Below are 16,520 nucleotides of genomic sequence, written 5' to 3'. Positions count from 1 at the left end.
TTAAAATCCTAACTTAATCAAAAAAACAGTTTTAAATACATAATAAAAACCGTACAAAACTCAAACAGAGAATTTTAAAGTACGGTTTTTAGCACCGAAAATATTTTTACGCCATCTCGGCATGTGCATAATCAATATCGGTAAATTTATTGTATTGTTTCATAAAGTGCAGTTTCACGGTACCAGTTGGGCCGTTACGTTGCTTGGCGATGATGATTTCAATCTCACCATTTTCATCATTCGTTTGTGGTTCAAAGCCTGCATCGTCATCATCTTCGTCGCCATCGCCACGATTGTAATAATCGTCACGATATAAGAAGGCAACGATATCGGCATCTTGCTCAATCGAACCTGATTCACGAATATCACTCATCATCGGACGCTTATCTTGTCGTTGCTCCACGCCACGTGATAACTGACTCAACGCAATAACGGGACATTCTAACTCACGTGCAATCGCCTTTAACATGCGTGAGATTTCAGAGACTTCTTGTTGTCGGTTGTCTGAAAAACGTGACCCGCTACCTTGAATTAACTGTAAGTAGTCGATAACAATCATATCTAAGCCGTGCTCTTGTTTTAGACGACGGCATTTTGAACGAATATCGGTAATACGAATCCCCGGTGTATCATCTATGAAGATCTTTGTTCGCGACAATTTACCGACGGCTACGGTGAAACGATTCCAGTCTTCTTCCGTCATCGTCCCTGTTCTCAAACGGTTAGAGTCGACGTTACCAGAACTACAAATCATACGTGTCGCTAGCTGGTCAGCACCCATCTCGAGCGAAAAGATACCTACCGTATAGTTATCTTCATGTGTCGCCACTTTTTGAGCAATATTAAGTGCGAAGGCAGTCTTACCTACTGAAGGACGTGCCGCTAAAATGATTAAGTCATTGCGGTTAAAGCCTGCCGTCATCTGGTCTAAGTCTCGATAGCCTGTTGGGATTCCTGGCGTCTGACCGCTATTTTGATCCAACTGTTCCGCATTCTCGTACACTTGACCTAATACGTCACGAATGTCTTTAAATCCGTCACTTTCTCGTGTGGATGACAATTCCAGTATGCGCCGTTCCGCATCGTTTAAGACGGTATCAAGGTCTAGCTCGTCGTTGTAACCATCACTGGCAATGCTGTCGGCGGTATGAATCAACTTCCGCTTCAACGCATCTCTGAATACGACGTTCGTGTAATACTCAATGTTACGCGTTGTCGGTACGCTAGACGTGATTTCAGCTAAATACTGCACGCCACCCGCTTCATTAACAACACCATCCTGTGTAAGACGGTCTAATACGGTCACAATATCAATATCATTGCCATCTTCGTTTAAATGCATCATGGCACGGAAAATATGCTGATGTGGTGCACGATAAAAAGATTCAGGCAACAAGACTTCTTGCGTCGTTGAGATAAGCTCTGGATCTAAAAATATCGCACCTAACACAGATTGTTCCGCTTCATTACTATGTGGCATCTGATTATGTTCAAACATACCATCCATGCCAACAACCTCCTTTAAATTCATTGTGTACAAGCGCCGAGACGTGAATAATGTCCATACACAGCAATTCCTGCAAAAATTAGAATGCCAGCAGACTGTCTAAAAGCGTTGAAAGCTTATTCTATCCATAGCCTCAACACGAACATTCTTTTCTCTGCTTTCATCCCAACGCGCAAGTACAACTAATGTTTAAGGCTGGAACATGTTCATATGCCCCAGCCTTTTCACATGCGCCATCACGCTATTATTGTTCTACTGTATGAACACGGATTGTACCATCTACATCTTTGTGTAATTTCACTGGTACGTTTGTGTAACCTAATGCATGGATACCGTTTGGTAAGTCCATTTTACGCTTGTCTAACTTAATACCGTGCTGTTTATTTAACGCTTCTGCAATTTGTTTTGTGCTGATTGAACCGAACAACTTGCCGCCTTCACCAGACTTTGCTTTCACTTCTACTTCAAGTGTTTCTAATTTTTCTTTTAACGCTTTCGCATCTTCAAACTCTTGTTGTTTCTCTTTTTCAATACGTTTGTTTTTTTGTTCCAATTGTTTCAAGTTACCAGGTGTTGCTTCCACCGCATAACCATTTTTAATTAAAAAGTTATTCGCATAACCTACTGGTACGTCTTTAATATCGCCTTTTTTCCCTTTACCTTTTACGTCTTGTGTGAAAATTACTTTCATGATTCGTCACTCCTATCTATTTGTTCCGCAATTGCTTCTTTCAACTGCTCGATCGCTTCTTCAACCGTCACATTTTTAATTTGGGTCGCCGCATTCGTCAGATGGCCACCGCCACCGAGTGCCTCCATCGTTAACTGTACGTTAAACGCACCGAGCGAACGTGCTGACATGCCGACAAGATCATCTTCACGTCGTGCTACAACATAAGATGCCTCTACGCCGTCCAAGCTCAATAGTTCATCTGCCGCCTGTGCAACCGTGACAGGATGGTAAATCTTATCATTCGCACCGTACGCAATCGCAATACCATTGTCTTGTAGCATGACCGTACGAATCAGTTCTGAACGATTAATATACGTTTCGATATCGTCCTTCAAGAAATGCTGAGTCAAAATCGTATCTGCACCGTGCGCACGTAAATAGCTTGCGGCATCGAATGTACGAGAGCCCGTACGCAATGTAAAGTTACGCGTATCGACGATGATACCTGCGTACATTACCGTCGATTCTAGACGTGTTAAACGTTGCTCTGTCGGTTGATACTCCAACAACTCTGTGACCAACTCGGCTGTCGAGCTTGCATATGGTTCCATATATACAAGTAATGGACTTGAGATAAAGCTTTCGCCTCGACGATGATGGTCAATCACAACTTTACGGTTCGCTTTATTAAGAATGTTTTCATCAATGACCATCTCAGGTTTATGTGTATCCACAATCACGAGCGTCGTTTTCGATGTCATCATATTCCATGCGTCATCCGATGTAATGAAACGTTCTTTCAACTCTGGTTTTTCGTCGATTTCGTTCATCACACGCTGTAATGTTGGATCGATATCCGAGTCATTCAACACAATATACGCATCTAAGTTGTTCATCATCGCAAAACGTGTCACACCAATAGCTGCACCAATCGCATCAAGGTCTGGTCGCTTGTGCCCCATAACAATGACCTTGTCGCCTTCTAACAAAATGTCTTTCAAGGCGTGAGAGATAACACGTGCACGCACACGCGTACGTTTTTCCATCGGGTCCGTCTTACCACCGTAGAAACGTACGTTACCATTCATGTGCTTAATCGCAACTTGGTCACCGCCTCGACCTAATGCTAAGTCGAGACCTGATTGCGATAACTCACCAAGGTCGATTAAGTTTTCCGAACCTTCGCCGACACCGATACTTAACGTTAACTGAGCACGGTAGCCACTACTTTTCTCACGTAGCTGACTTAAAATATCGAACTTATCTTCTTCAATTTCACGCAAGATACGTCGGTTCAAGTACGCGACAAACTGATCTGAGCTGTAACGTTTGAAATAGACGTTATGCGCTTGTGCCCAGCGACTAATAACACGCGTCACCATCGAGTTAATCTCAGAACGCTGTGTATCATTCATATTTTGAGTGATTTCGTCGTAGTTATCCAAGAACAGCGTCGCAATAATCGGTTGCTGATCTTCATACTCTTGACGAATTTCCGTCTCTTCCGTCATGTCTAGGAAATACAACATTTTCTCTTCTTCTGCGTATTTCACACGATAGGCATACGGTCCGTCTTGAAACTCAATTTCTTTCGCTTTTTCTAACTGTTTTAAAATATTCGGGTATACTTCATTGATTGGATCTGAAATAACGTTACGATCGATACGCTCCGTCATAAACGGATTCACCCATTCAATTTGTTCTGCATCGTCTAAAACAATCAAGCCCATTGGCATCGACTTGACAGCACGCTCGGTCCCCAATGATATCCTGCCGCTCAAACTATCTATGTAGCGATCAAAATGCTGGTACACACGTCTGAGAAGCACTGCGCTAATGATGAGTACTACGAGCAAGACAACGCCTGCAACCGATGCGTACATTTTGTTGAACAACAACAGAATGCCCACACTTATAATCGCAGCGAGTGTCATCAATATAAAGGGGATGACCAATGCTTTCTTTATGGCATGACAATTCATTTTGTCACCTCTTATCGTTTATTAATCATACTTTTTAAATTCAAACCAATATCTAACAAACCAATTAATCGTGTCAGTGGATAGAAAATAATACCTAGCGTCACAAATAAAATCGATAAACTGATGTGCAGACGATTCATCGCACATACGTAGTGAATAAAGCTTAAGCCTTGAATCACAAGTAAAAAGCCTAAGACGATTTGGAAGTTGACACTAATACTATTCATTGTCGTTGCAGGTTCCGTTGCCATACCTACTAACAAAGCAATTGCATAAATGATGAAAATAGAACGCTGCATCTGCCATAAATAAAGCGGTCTAAAAACAGGTGTTGCAATTTTGAATTTACGCAGAATCGGACAGATGATTAAGAGTGTCACAAACATAAAGATTGCTAAAGTGATCACGACCATGCCCGGAATCTGTATCGCAAGTTGTTGTACTGAGGCATTTAAGACTTCTTGTGATGCCTTATCTAACTCCTGCATTGCAATCGTTTGATCGACGATTGCTTGATAAGGTTGTAATAATTCTTGTGCATATGGTAATTGTTGCATACTTTGTAACAGCATGATGACGCCTAACGTCAAAATACTTGAAACAAAAGTTGTCATATATAGGATGCGTTCTTTTGATGCGCGCATTTGTAACATACGTGCAATTAATGCGCTGATCACAAATGTAATGATCATAAAGCTCATAACGAACACATTGCCTGTTAATGTTGCGAAAATAAATGTAATGAACGTGCTCAAACCAAAGGAATGGATGGAGCGGTGCCACAAAATAATACCTGGGAGTGTCGCAAACAACGCCACAAATAATCCCAATGGCGGTATGAAGTGTATCACTAAGATGACCAATATCCATGCAAGTGTGCATAGCATCATCGGTTTAAACTGAATTTTTGAAAACAATAACGCCACTTCCAAACTAATTTATTTCTATAACCCTTATTTTACAGGCTTTGTAACATGAATACAATGACTTGCGCTGTACCGGATTATACTAAAACGGCAAGGCACTTTGTACAATTTCTAACACTGTTACTTAGCGTCCTTACCGCTTCTTTCTTCATTCCTTTGATTATAACAAAATGTAGGATATCCGTCTAAGTTTAGCGACGAAAACGAGAAACTTTCAAAAAATGATACAAATAGGGTGCCCAATCATTGAAGTTAAGTAGGAAGCCATCATGTCCGACATTGTCTGGCACGAAGAAATGACGATGATAACGGAAGTGTCGCCCTACCGCTTCTACCTGGTCATCCGGATACAATAAGTCATCCGCAAAACCAATCGTCAGCACTTTGGTATCAAGCATACGGTAAACCGCACTCACATCGGCACGATTGCGATAAATATCATGACTATCTAAGACGTCCAGCAGTGTTAAATAACTCTCCAAATGGAACGACGCCTTGAACTTATCTCCCTGATATTTTTGATATGCCACCACTTCATCTGGCGTAAAGCGCGATTCGTAACTTTTAGAGGAGCGATACGTAAGAAAGCCAAGCTGTCTCGCAATGCTTAAGCCGTCTGTACCGCTTAAATGAATCGCCTGACGTGCAATTTCATTGAATGCGCGACTATACGAAGATGTCTTAGCTGTTGCGGCAAGAATGACCGCTTTTTTTACGTGGAATTGACGGTTGTATAGTAATTCCATCACTTGCATGCCGCCGAGAGACGCACCAATCAAAATATCAATTTCTGTATAACCGAGTGCTTTGACACCAAGTTCAATTGCACGCACAATATCACGCATCGTTAAATGCTCTGGAAAATGTCGGTCGTTCGCACGTGAACTGGAACCAAATGGACTGCCAATCACATTGAACGTTAAAAATTGATAATCATGAAACGGCATATAGCCACCATCGATAATTTCTCGCCACCAGCCCGGCTGCTCATCTGTCCCATATGTTAAGTGATTACCCGTTAATGCATGACAAACTAACACGAGCGGTTGCCCTTTGTATCCGACATACTCATAACGCAACTGTAAATCATCTATCGTTTCACCAGATTCTGTCGTAAATGCACCTAAATGTAACGTATCCACAATATAATTGGTCATCCTACGCGTCCCCCTTTAAAAAATTAAAAACTGTATCATTGAATTAACAACGATACAGCCTAGTAATGTATATGACTTATCATTCGACTTCAATCGTTGGTAGTAGCACCGTACTTAGCTATAAGTGGTTGCTGAAGCGTCAACGGGCCAAATCCCTCAGCTTCTCTGAATAAGTTTTTGTAATATTTAGATTTAGTGTTATGATACACCATTTAAAGCAATAACACAACAAATTAAAATAACGTTGCCATTCTTAATATGGCTACCGTTACCATGCCTACGATAACAGTCATCGTTAAACTTCGCGTACGCAATGCGATCAATATCGTTGGCACAAGCGCGATAAGAAAGATCCAATTAATCGTGTATCCAAATGTGCCATCGTGTTGTTGTATTAAGCCGTCTACAACGAGCGCGGTAAATAACGTAATGGGTATAAACGATAACCACTTAATGACTTTCTCAGATAACTCTAAGCGTGAAATGAGTACGAGCGGTGTCACACGTACAAGCAACGTCACAATACATGATAAAATAACGGCACTTAAAAAGTAGAATGTCATTGATCCATCACCATCCCTAATGTCGCTGTTAATACAGACGCAATAATAATCGCTAAGTAAGACGGCATGAACAGACTTAGAATGAGCATCAAGGCAATCACTACGAGCATTAATAATAGATAAAGACGCAGCTTGGATTGCTGTAGCCCTTCAAATTGCGCAGCGGTTAGAAAGACGAACATGCCTAGAATGGCGTAATCTAAACCGAATGATTCTGGGTGACTGATAAAATCACCAAACGCCGCACCGAGCACTGACATTAATATCCAAAAAGTATACGCCGTGATGTTTAAGCCATGCATCCAATGCCGTCCTATCGTCTCCCCTTTTGAATATGGAGTAATTGCGACACCGAACGTTTCATCAGTCAACAACGTACCAATCCCTATGCGGTGCCAAAGTGTTTCATGTTTAAAGGAAGGGGCTAACGTCATACTCAATAAAAACATACGACTGTTCACAATAAATGTTGTCAGCACAATGACCCAAACAGGTGTATGTACGGCCATTAAGGCAATCACGACAAATTGTGCTGATCCGGCGTATATGAGAATGGATAATAGTGCAATCTCAAAAATATTAAATCCAGATGCACTCCCTACGACACCAAAGGAAAATCCGATACCTGCATAGCCAAGAAGTGTCGGTATACAGTCTTTCACGCCTTGCTTAAATGTCATATACGCCATACTATCCGCCCTTTCATAAAAATTAAATTTATTATATTACAAAAAGTTGACGAAATCTATAAGATTAGTAGAACGCCATAGTGCACGCATACAAACCGAAGTCTAAAAACGCCGTTAAATCAACGTTTTATTTAACGTAATTTTCTGACAAATGTAGCGTGAAGGCAGTCTTAAAATATTAAAAAGACCTCTTAAAGCGAGAGAGAGTCAACTTTAAAAGGTCTTCTATTTATCTATATTTAGAGAGAAAAATTGGTACCGATTATTATTTAGGTTCGATTACAGTTTGACCACCCATGAATGGTACAAGTGCTTCTGGAATTGTAATAGAACCATCTTCATTTTGATAGTTTTCAACGATTGCAGCAAACGTACGACCTACTGCTAAACCAGAACCGTTCAATGTGTGTACGTATTCAGGTTTTGCGTCTTTGTCGCGTTTGAAGCGGATGTTCGCACGACGCGCTTGGAAATCAACACAGTTTGAGCAAGAGCTGATTTCTTTGTAGTCGTTGTAGCTTGGTAACCATACCTCTAAGTCATATGTTTTACTTGAACCGAAACCGATGTCTCCAGTACATAAGATAACACGACGGTATGGTAAGCCTAACTCTTCAAGGATTGCTTCTGCGTTGCCTGTCATTTCTTCCAATGCATTCCAAGAGTCTTCAGGTTTTTCGATGCGCACCATTTCTACTTTATCGAATTGGTGAAGACGGATTAAACCACGTGTATCACGGCCGGCAGATCCCGCTTCACTTCTGAAACATGCTGATTGACCAGTGAATTTTTCAGGTAACACACCTGGTTGGATAACTTCATCACGGTAGTAGTTTGTTAATGGTACTTCCGCTGTTGGAATTGTGTAAAGACCTTCTTTTTCTACTTTGAATAAGTCTTCTTCAAATTTAGGTAATTGACCTGTACCGTACATTGCGTGACGGTTTACAAGTTGAGGTACCATCATTTCAGTGTAACCGTGTTGTGTTGTATGTTTTGTTAACATGTAGTTCATTAACGCACGCTCTAACTTCGCACCTTCGTCTGTTAAGAATACGAAACGCGCACCTGATACGCGTGCAGCACGTTCAAAGTTTGCCATGCCTAAGTCTTCTACGATATCCCAGTGTGCTTTTGCTTCAAAATCAAACTCACGTGGTGTACCCCATTTTTTAAGTTCAACGTTTTCAGTATCATCAGCACCTTGTGGCACATCGTCATGGATTAAGTTAGGAATACGTGATAATTTATCTTGTAATGCGTTGTCCACTTCTTTAAGTTCTGCATCAATTGCTTTTACTTTGTCTCCCGCTTGACGTTGCAATTGAATCGCCTCTTCAGCATCTTCGTTATTGCGTTTCTTTTGTGCAATTAATTCAGATGCTTTGTTGCGCTCTGCTTTTAACTCTTCTGTTTGTTTGATTAACTCACGGCGTTTTTGATCAAGTTCTAACACTTCATCAACGACTACCGGATCATCTCCACGTAATTGAATCTTTTCTTTTACTTTTTCTGGCTCGTTTCTGAATAATTTAATGTCTAACATATTTTGACATCCTTTCATGGTTTTATAGTGAGATTTATTTAGCGGATAGTAAAGCAAATAAAAAACCACGCCCCTCAATACAAGGGACGTGGTTACTTACGCGTTGCCACCCTATTTAACAAGCATATTAAAAATACGCTTGCGCTCTAACAAAAGTTAACGGTTTCACCCGAATTGTTCTTCATGTGTGGGTAGATTTCATATCGTCATCGAATGTTTGTTCACACCAGCCACAAACTCTCTGTAAGGAATCTGATACTACTTAGTCCACAAACAATTAAATATCTGAATTTACTTATAATATAGCAGAGTATTTTTCGTTTTGCAAGCCTATTCATAATAAGAAATTTTTTGTAAATAATTCGCCACTTGTTCGATATCTTTATGAAATTGTCTATCTTCCGTGATGGATGGGACGATTTCACGCAACTTATCGTATTGTTCACGTGTTTTTGGTGACAGTCCGTCTACACCCCTTAATTCCACGGCTTGCAAGGCAATAATTGTTTCTATCGCTAACACACGACGTACATTTTCTAATATTTGATAGCCATGTCTTGCCGCAATTGTTCCCATTGAGACATGATCTTCTTGGTTTGCTGACGATGGTATTGAGTCCACACTTGCCGGATGTGCGAGCGTCTTATTCTCAGACACAAGACTTGCGGCCGCATACTGCATAATCATCGCTCCACTTTGCAAACCAGGTTCTGGACTTAAAAATGCTGGCAATCCACCATTCAATTGTGGATTAACGAGACGCTCAAGACGTCGCTCTGACACATTCCCGAGCTCACTCATCCCAATTTTCAAGAAATCTAACGCAAATGCGATCGGTTGTCCATGGAAGTTACCACCAGAGATAACTAATGTCTCATCGCCTTCATCAAAAATAAGCGGGTTATCGTTGGCCGCGTTCATCTCATGTGCTAACTTCTCTCGTACATAGTTGAACACTTGGAAACTGGCACCGTGAATCTGTGGAATACAACGCAATGTGTATGGATCTTGCACACGTAGTTCCCCTTGACGTGTCGTTAATGATGAACCTTCAAGCCAGTCTAACATCCGTCTTGCTACAGCTGTCTGTTCATCAAAGTTACGCACAATATGTATCGATTGATGATACGCATCCGTAATTCCTCGCAATGCTTGGTGTTTCAATGAAGCAATCCACTCTGACTGATACGCTAGACTCTCCGCTTCGATAAATGTAATCACACCTTGTGCAGTCATTGCCTGCGTACCATTAATCAATGCCAGTCCTTCCTTCGCTTGCAATACTAACGGCGCTCTATCTAAACGTTTTAAGACATCCGAGCTGTCTAAAACTTGCCCTTCATAATAGACTTCCCCCTCCCCTATCAAAGCTAATGCCAAGTGAGAAAGTGGTGCCAAGTCTCCTGACGCTCCGAGTGAGCCCTGTTGTGGAATCACTGGAATAATACGTTGATTGATAAAATATTGAAGTTGTCTCACTAAATCAACCGTCGCACCTGAGTGACCTTTCAATAACGTGTTTAGTCTTAACACCATCATTACGAGCGCGACATTTTGTTCAAATGGTTTACCGACACCGCACGCATGTGAACGAATCAAATTGACCTGCAGTTGATTATACTGTGACGGGTCAATTAATACGTCACTGAACAGTCCAAATCCTGTTGTAATACCGTATATCGTTTCCTTGTTAGCGATAATACGTTCAACGGTTGCACGACTTGCTTTGACACGTTCCAGCGCTTCTGAAGTAATTTCTACCGTTCCTTCTTGAGAGAGAAACGTCCGAATATCATCAATACTTAATTCATTACCTGTTAAATATAAACGCATATGATTCAACCCCTTTGTTATTTCTTACCATCCTTCTTCAGTATAGGATTCAGGAACAAGTTACACAATAGTTGTGACAATATTCGTTATCAGGTAGCGCGTTACTAGACTAGTATGCTAAAACGCCTTATTTTATCTATTGACGAATGGCACATGCGCGTATATCATATCTTGTTGTAATATCGGAAATACCAGATAGGAGGTCTTGCTCTATGGAAATATTGTCGGATGTTAAAATACCGAAACGCAAAGAGGATACACATAAAGGGGACTATGGCCGTATTCTACTGATTGGCGGCAATGCGACTTTAGGTGGCGCAATTATGCTAGCCGCACGTGCCTGTGTCTACAGTGGCAGTGGTCTGATTACGGTAGCAACACATCCAACGAACCACGTCGCACTCCATTCACGCTGTCCAGAAGCAATGGTCATTGACATTAATGATACGAAAAAGCTCACAAAGGTCATCGAACAATCGGACTGTATCTTAATCGGTCCTGGACTCGGTCTAGACTTTAAAGGGAACAATGCAATGACATTCTTGCTACAAAATATTCAATCGCACCATACATTGATCGTTGATGGCGATGCGATATCTATCATGAGTAAGCTCAAACCAGAAATCCCACCTTGTAAAATCATCTACACACCACATCAAAAGGAATGGGAGCGTCTAAGTGGTATTCCAATAGAGGAACAGACGTATGAGCGCAATCGTGCAGCGGTTGACAAGATTGGCGCAACGGTTGTCTTGAAGAAACATGGTACAGAGATTTTCTTTAGAGATAATGAATATAAGTTAGAAATCGGCACACCTGCAATGGCGACAGGTGGCATGGGCGATACATTAGCAGGGATGATTACGAGCTTTATCGGTCAATTTGATGATACGATTGATGCTGTAACAAGCGCAGCCTACACACATAGCTATATTGGTGAAAAACTTTCCAAAGATATGTATGTGGTTCCACCATCAAAAATCATCGATGAAATCCCATACGCAATGAAACAGCTCGAACAATAAATACACATACAAAAAGAAGGTTCAGCACGCAATCATGTGCTCAAACCTTCTTTTTTTGTTATGCTTATTCGTCTTCATTGGCAATGTCTTCTTCAACACGTGCCATAAAGTCTTCTCTTAATGTTTCTGGTCCTTCAGATGGTGCTTCTGTTACTTCAGTATCTTTAGACACCGTTCCGTCTTGTTCGTCCGCTTCTAGGTCTTCAGGTTCTTGTTTCACCTTAGCAACTGTTGATACGAATTGATCGTCGTCTAAACGAATCAAACGAACCCCTTGCGTGTTACGGCCATTGACAGAGATGTCTTCTACTTCCATACGAATGATAACACCATGATCGGTTACAACCATAATATCTTCATTACCTTCGACTGTCGCAATACATACCAGCTTACCATTACGCTCTGTAATATTCGCCGTCTTAATACCCATACCTGCTCGGCGTGATAAACGATATTCACTAATTGATGTACGCTTACCGTAACCTTTTTCAGTTACGACGAGAATCTCAGCTTTGTTATCTTCGTCAGCGACACCTAGACCAATAACCTCATCATCTCCGCGTAGTGTAATACCCTTCACACCTGACGCAATTCGACTCATCGCACGAATATCCGTCTCTTTAAAACGGATGAGTGATGCTTGAGATGTACCAATCAATATGTCTTTGTCGCCATCTGTAAGACGTACCGCTACAAGTTCATCGTCATCTCTAAACTTAATCGCAATCTTACCGTTTTTGTTAATGCGATTGAAGTTGCTCAATGCTGAACGCTTAACCAAACCTTTTTTCGTTACAAAGACTAAGAAGTCATCTTCAGAGTTTAAGTCTTTTACCGCAATCATTGTGCTGATAACTTCATCATTCTCAAGCGCAATCGCATTGACCACTGGGATCCCTTTAGACTGACGTGAGAGTTCCGGTACTTCATAACCTCTCAACTTATAAACGCGCCCTTTATTCGTAAAGAACAGGACATCATCGTGCGTGCTTGTTGTAACCAGTTGGCTGACAAAATCGTCTTCAAGCGTATTCATACCTTGAACACCACGACCGCCTCTGTTTTGTGCACGATACGTTGATACAGGAAGACGTTTGATGTAGTTATTGTGACTCAATGAAATGACAATTTGTTCTTCAGGAATCAAGTCTTCATCTTCAAGGTTATCAACACCGCCTAATTGAATTTCTGTACGACGATCATCACCATAGCGTTCCTTGATGTCTGTTAACTCTTCACGTACGAGTTCTAATAACTTCTCTTCATCTGCAAGAATCTCTTCTAACTCAGCTATGTAAGCAATCAGCTCGTTATATTCATTTTCAATCTTGTCACGCTCTAAACCTGTCAAACGACGTAGACGCATATCTAAAATCGCTTGTGCTTGGCGATCTGACAATGCAAAACGTGCTTGTAAGCTATCCATTGCTACTTTATCTGTTTCTGATTCACGGATAATCGTAATAATCTCATCGATATGGTCTAGCGCAATACGTAGCCCTTCAAGAATATGTGCGCGATCTTTCGCTTTACGTAAATTGTAGGCCGTACGACGACGCACGACTTCTTTTTGGTGTTCTAAGTAGTGATATAACGCCTCTTTCAACGTAATAAGCTGTGGACGTCCGTTCACCAACGCAATCATGTTAACGCCAAATGATGTTTGTAATGGGGTCTGCTTGTACAAATTGTTCAGTATGACACTTGCATTTGCGTCTTTACGCACATCAATCACAATACGCACGCCTGTACGTAAGCTCGTTTCATCACGTAAGTCTGTAATACCTTCAATTTTCTTATCGCGTACAAGGTCCGCAATCTTTTCAATCATACGTGCCTTGTTCACTTGGTACGGTATTTCTGTAACGATAATACGTTCACGACCGCCACCACGTGATTCAATATCTGCTTTGGCACGCATTATAATCGATCCGCGTCCCGTCTCATAAGCACGGCGAATACCGCTCTTACCGAGAATCAAACCTGCTGTTGGGAAGTCTGGTCCTTGAATGTCTTCCATCAACTCTGCAGTCGAAATATCCGGGTTGCGACTGAGGCTCAATACGCCATCAATCACTTCACGCATATTATGTGGTGGAATGTTCGTTGCCATCCCTACCGCAATCCCTGATGCACCGTTCACTAATAAGTTAGGGAAACGTGACGGTAACACGCTTGGTTCGCGCTCATTACCATCATAGTTATCAATAAAGTCAATCGTATCTTTGTTAATATCTCTTAAAAGTTCCAAAGCCAACTTCGTCATACGTGCTTCCGTATAACGCATCGCAGCCGCACCGTCGCCATCCATTGAACCAAAGTTCCCTTGACCATCTACAAGTGGATAACGGTAGCTGAATTCTTGTGCCATACGCACCATCGCTTCATAAATTGACGAGTCACCGTGTGGGTGATATTTACCCATAACGTCCCCGACGATACGCGCTGATTTTTTGTATGGTTTATCTGGCGTCATGCCTTGTTCATTCAATCCATAAAGTATACGGCGATGTACAGGCTTCAACCCATCTCGTACGTCTGGCAATGCACGAGATACGATAACACTCATGGCATAGTCCAAAAATGATTCTCGCATCTCTCTGCTGATATTCCGTTCATTAATTCTTGATTCAGATGTTTCAGCCATCAAGATATCCTCCTTCTCATTTTTCAAGTGTATATGTTAGAAATCCAGGTTGGCATATACAGCGTTATCTTCAATGAACTGACGACGATTCTCTACTACATCGCCCATTAACATCTCAAACGTCTGATCCGCTTCAATCGCATCATCAAGTGTGACTTGCAACATCGCACGATTTTCTGGATTCATTGTCGTCTCCCAAAGTTGATCTGCATTCATTTCACCCAAACCTTTATATCGCGCAATCGACCATTTCGGCGTCGGATTGAGTGTCTCTTTCAACTTGTCTAATTCACGGTCATTAAAGACATAGTGCTTTTGTTTCCCTTGCGTCAATTTGTACAACGGCGGCTGTGCAATATACACGTAACCCGCTTCAATCAACGGACGCATAAAGCGATAGAAGAATGTTAATAGCAACGTACGAATGTGCGCACCATCGACATCCGCATCGGTCATGATCACAATCTTGTGGTATCTCGCTTTTGAAATATCAAACTCGCCACCAATGCCTGTACCGAATGCAGTCACCATTTGACGGATTTCATTGTTGTTTAAAATCTTGTCTAAACGTGCTTTTTCTACGTTCAAAATTTTCCCACGTAATGGTAGAATCGCTTGGATACGTGAGTCACGTCCTGATTTCGTAGACCCCCCGGCAGAGTCACCCTCTACTAAAAAGATTTCACTTTCGGATGGATCTTTACTTGAACAGTCAGCAAGTTTACCAGGTAGACTTGAAATATCTAAAGCCGTTTTACGACGTGTTACTTCACGTGCTTTTTTCGCCGCAATACGTGCACGTGATGCCATAATTCCTTTTTCAACAATCGTACGCCCAACTTGTGGGTTTTCTAGCAAGAAGCGTTCAAATAACTCTGAGAATGTACGGTCAACAATTTGACGTACTTCTGAGTTACCTAACTTCGTCTTCGTTTGCCCTTCGAATTGTGGATCACCATGCTTGATAGAAATAACCGCTGTTAAACCTTCGCGTGTATCTTCACCAGAGAGGCGCTCCTTGTCTTCTTTAATAATTTTGGACTGTAACCCATAACTATTAAGAACGCGTGTCAGAGCCCGTTTAAAGCCGTCCTCGTGTGTCCCACCTTCATACGTATGAATGTTGTTCGCATATGTCAGCAAATTCGTCGCATAACCACTGTTGTATTGCAATGCGATTTCTACTTCCACATCGTCGCGTTGCTCATGTACGTAGATAGGTTCTGGATGGATTGGCTCTTTCTTCTCATTGATGAGCTCAACGTATGATTTAATACCGCCCTCATAGTAATACGTGTCTTCACGTGGCGCTTCATCATCACGTTCGTCTCGTAATGTAATCTCAATGCCTTTATTCAAGAAGGCTAACTCTCGAATACGTTTTTGTAATGTTTCATAGTCATATACAGTCGTTTCTTGGAAAATATCAGCATCTGCTTTGAAGCGGATCACTGTTCCTGTTTGATCTGTATCATCAATTTGTTTCAAATCAAATTCCGGTACGCCGCGTTTATAAGATTGGTGGTGCACACGACCATCACGATGGACATACACCTCAAGCGTCTCACTCAGTGCGTTTACAACAGATGAACCTACACCATGCAAACCACCTGAAACTTTATAACCGCCGCCACCGAATTTACCACCGGCGTGGAGTACAGTCAGAATAACTTCAACAGCCGGACGCCCCATTTTCTCTTGAATATCGACTGGGATACCACGCCCGTTGTCCGTTACTTTAATCCAATTGTCTTTTTCGATGACTACTTCAATCTTGTCTGCGTAGCCTGCGAGTGCCTCGTCAATACTGTTATCTACAATTTCCCATACGAGATGATGCAGACCGCGTTCTGAAGTCGACCCGATATACATCCCTGGGCGTTTACGTACCGCTTCAAGACCCTCTAATACCTGAATCTGACTCGCACCATAGTTTTCTGTGTTGTTCACATCAGTCAATGCTTCCACCTTC

The 16,520-nt window shown here is 41.7% G+C and carries 12 protein-coding genes, 1 riboswitch and 1 other annotated feature; of the genes, 1 reads left to right on the top strand and 11 read right to left on the bottom strand.

Annotated features, from left to right (window positions below):
* Positions 1-106: 106 nt before the first annotated feature.
* The 9 genes from dnaB to hutH all read right to left on the bottom strand — a co-directional run bounded on the left by dnaB (position 107) and on the right by hutH (position 10,876).
* Positions 107-1,507: a replicative DNA helicase gene (gene dnaB / locus CD122_RS07660; RefSeq protein WP_103358402.1), complete on the bottom strand. Its 1,401-nt coding sequence runs from the start codon at positions 1,505-1,507 to the stop codon at positions 107-109.
* A gap of 244 nt (positions 1,508-1,751) precedes the next feature.
* Positions 1,752-2,198 carry a 50S ribosomal protein L9 gene (gene rplI / locus CD122_RS07655; RefSeq protein ID WP_044359865.1) on the bottom strand — a complete coding sequence of 149 codons (447 nt, stop codon included), beginning with the start codon at positions 2,196-2,198 and terminating at the stop codon, positions 1,752-1,754.
* A complete protein-coding gene (locus tag CD122_RS07650; RefSeq protein ID WP_103358401.1) occupies positions 2,195-4,162 on the bottom strand; it encodes a DHH family phosphoesterase in 1,968 nt (655 codons plus the stop codon). Before CD122_RS07650 ends, rplI begins: the two co-directional genes overlap by 4 nt.
* A gap of 11 nt (positions 4,163-4,173) precedes the next feature.
* On the bottom strand, positions 4,174-5,079 hold the full coding sequence (locus CD122_RS07645; protein ID WP_103358400.1) for a DUF2232 domain-containing protein: 906 nt from the start codon (positions 5,077-5,079) through the stop codon (positions 4,174-4,176).
* Between the two features lie 200 nt (positions 5,080-5,279).
* Positions 5,280-6,245, bottom strand: coding sequence for a homoserine O-acetyltransferase MetX (gene metX / locus CD122_RS07640; RefSeq protein ID WP_103358399.1), 966 nt, complete (start codon positions 6,243-6,245; stop codon positions 5,280-5,282).
* 73 nt (positions 6,246-6,318) lie between these two features.
* A riboswitch (SAM riboswitch) is annotated at positions 6,319-6,421 on the bottom strand.
* A gap of 57 nt (positions 6,422-6,478) precedes the next feature.
* Positions 6,479-6,808 (bottom strand): AzlD domain-containing protein, encoded by a 330-nt coding sequence (locus CD122_RS07635; protein ID WP_103358398.1) that lies wholly within the window; start codon positions 6,806-6,808, stop codon positions 6,479-6,481.
* Entirely contained in the window at positions 6,805-7,497 is a 693-nt protein-coding gene (locus CD122_RS07630; RefSeq protein ID WP_103358397.1) for an AzlC family ABC transporter permease, read from the bottom strand. Before CD122_RS07630 ends, CD122_RS07635 begins: the two co-directional genes overlap by 4 nt.
* Before the next feature lie 265 nt (positions 7,498-7,762).
* Positions 7,763-9,043 (bottom strand): serine--tRNA ligase, encoded by a 1,281-nt coding sequence (gene serS / locus CD122_RS07625; protein ID WP_103358396.1) that lies wholly within the window; start codon positions 9,041-9,043, stop codon positions 7,763-7,765.
* A gap of 79 nt (positions 9,044-9,122) precedes the next feature.
* Positions 9,123-9,325 (bottom strand) — a binding site (T-box leader).
* A gap of 48 nt (positions 9,326-9,373) precedes the next feature.
* Positions 9,374-10,876, bottom strand: a complete 1,503-nt coding sequence (gene hutH / locus CD122_RS07620) for a histidine ammonia-lyase (protein WP_103358395.1) — start codon at positions 10,874-10,876, stop codon at positions 9,374-9,376.
* A gap of 212 nt (positions 10,877-11,088) precedes the next feature.
* Here hutH and CD122_RS07615 point away from each other — a divergent pair, with 212 nt between their 5' ends.
* Complete coding sequence (locus tag CD122_RS07615; protein WP_103358394.1) at positions 11,089-11,901, top strand: NAD(P)H-hydrate dehydratase; 813 nt, start codon at positions 11,089-11,091, stop codon at positions 11,899-11,901.
* 64 nt (positions 11,902-11,965) lie between these two features.
* On the opposite strand, the gene gyrA is transcribed toward CD122_RS07615, so the two are convergent.
* Both gyrA and gyrB read right to left on the bottom strand, forming a co-directional pair.
* Positions 11,966-14,548, bottom strand: coding sequence for a DNA gyrase subunit A (gene gyrA / locus CD122_RS07610; protein ID WP_103358393.1), 2,583 nt, complete (start codon positions 14,546-14,548; stop codon positions 11,966-11,968).
* A gap of 36 nt (positions 14,549-14,584) precedes the next feature.
* The gene (gene gyrB, locus CD122_RS07605; RefSeq protein ID WP_206167755.1) at positions 14,585-16,516 is read right to left on the bottom strand and encodes a DNA topoisomerase (ATP-hydrolyzing) subunit B; all 1,932 of its coding nucleotides are present in this window, start codon (positions 16,514-16,516) and stop codon (positions 14,585-14,587) included.
* Positions 16,517-16,520: the final 4 nt, after the last annotated feature.

This window comes from Staphylococcus rostri, assembly GCF_002902145.1.
GTDB classification, from domain to species: Bacteria; Bacillota; Bacilli; order Staphylococcales; family Staphylococcaceae; genus Staphylococcus; species Staphylococcus rostri.
Note: the sequence above shows the minus strand (reverse complement) of the source record. Positions and strands in the feature narration are given on the sequence as shown.

Coding starts and splice junctions, on each gene's coding strand:
- dnaB (WP_103358402.1), bottom strand. CDS start 1,507: ATGGATGGTATGTTTGAACATAATCAGATGCCACATAGTAATGAAGCG.
- rplI (WP_044359865.1), bottom strand. CDS start 2,198: ATGAAAGTAATTTTCACACAAGACGTAAAAGGTAAAGGGAAAAAAGGC.
- metX (WP_103358399.1), bottom strand. CDS start 6,245: ATGACCAATTATATTGTGGATACGTTACATTTAGGTGCATTTACGACA.
- serS (WP_103358396.1), bottom strand. CDS start 9,043: ATGTTAGACATTAAATTATTCAGAAACGAGCCAGAAAAAGTAAAAGAA.
- CD122_RS07615 (WP_103358394.1), top strand. CDS start 11,089: ATGGAAATATTGTCGGATGTTAAAATACCGAAACGCAAAGAGGATACA.
- CD122_RS07630 (WP_103358397.1), bottom strand. CDS start 7,497: ATGGCGTATATGACATTTAAGCAAGGCGTGAAAGACTGTATACCGACA.
- CD122_RS07650 (WP_103358401.1), bottom strand. CDS start 4,162: ATGAATTGTCATGCCATAAAGAAAGCATTGGTCATCCCCTTTATATTG.
- CD122_RS07635 (WP_103358398.1), bottom strand. CDS start 6,808: ATGACATTCTACTTTTTAAGTGCCGTTATTTTATCATGTATTGTGACG.
- hutH (WP_103358395.1), bottom strand. CDS start 10,876: ATGCGTTTATATTTAACAGGTAATGAATTAAGTATTGATGATATTCGG.
- gyrA (WP_103358393.1), bottom strand. CDS start 14,548: ATGGCTGAAACATCTGAATCAAGAATTAATGAACGGAATATCAGCAGA.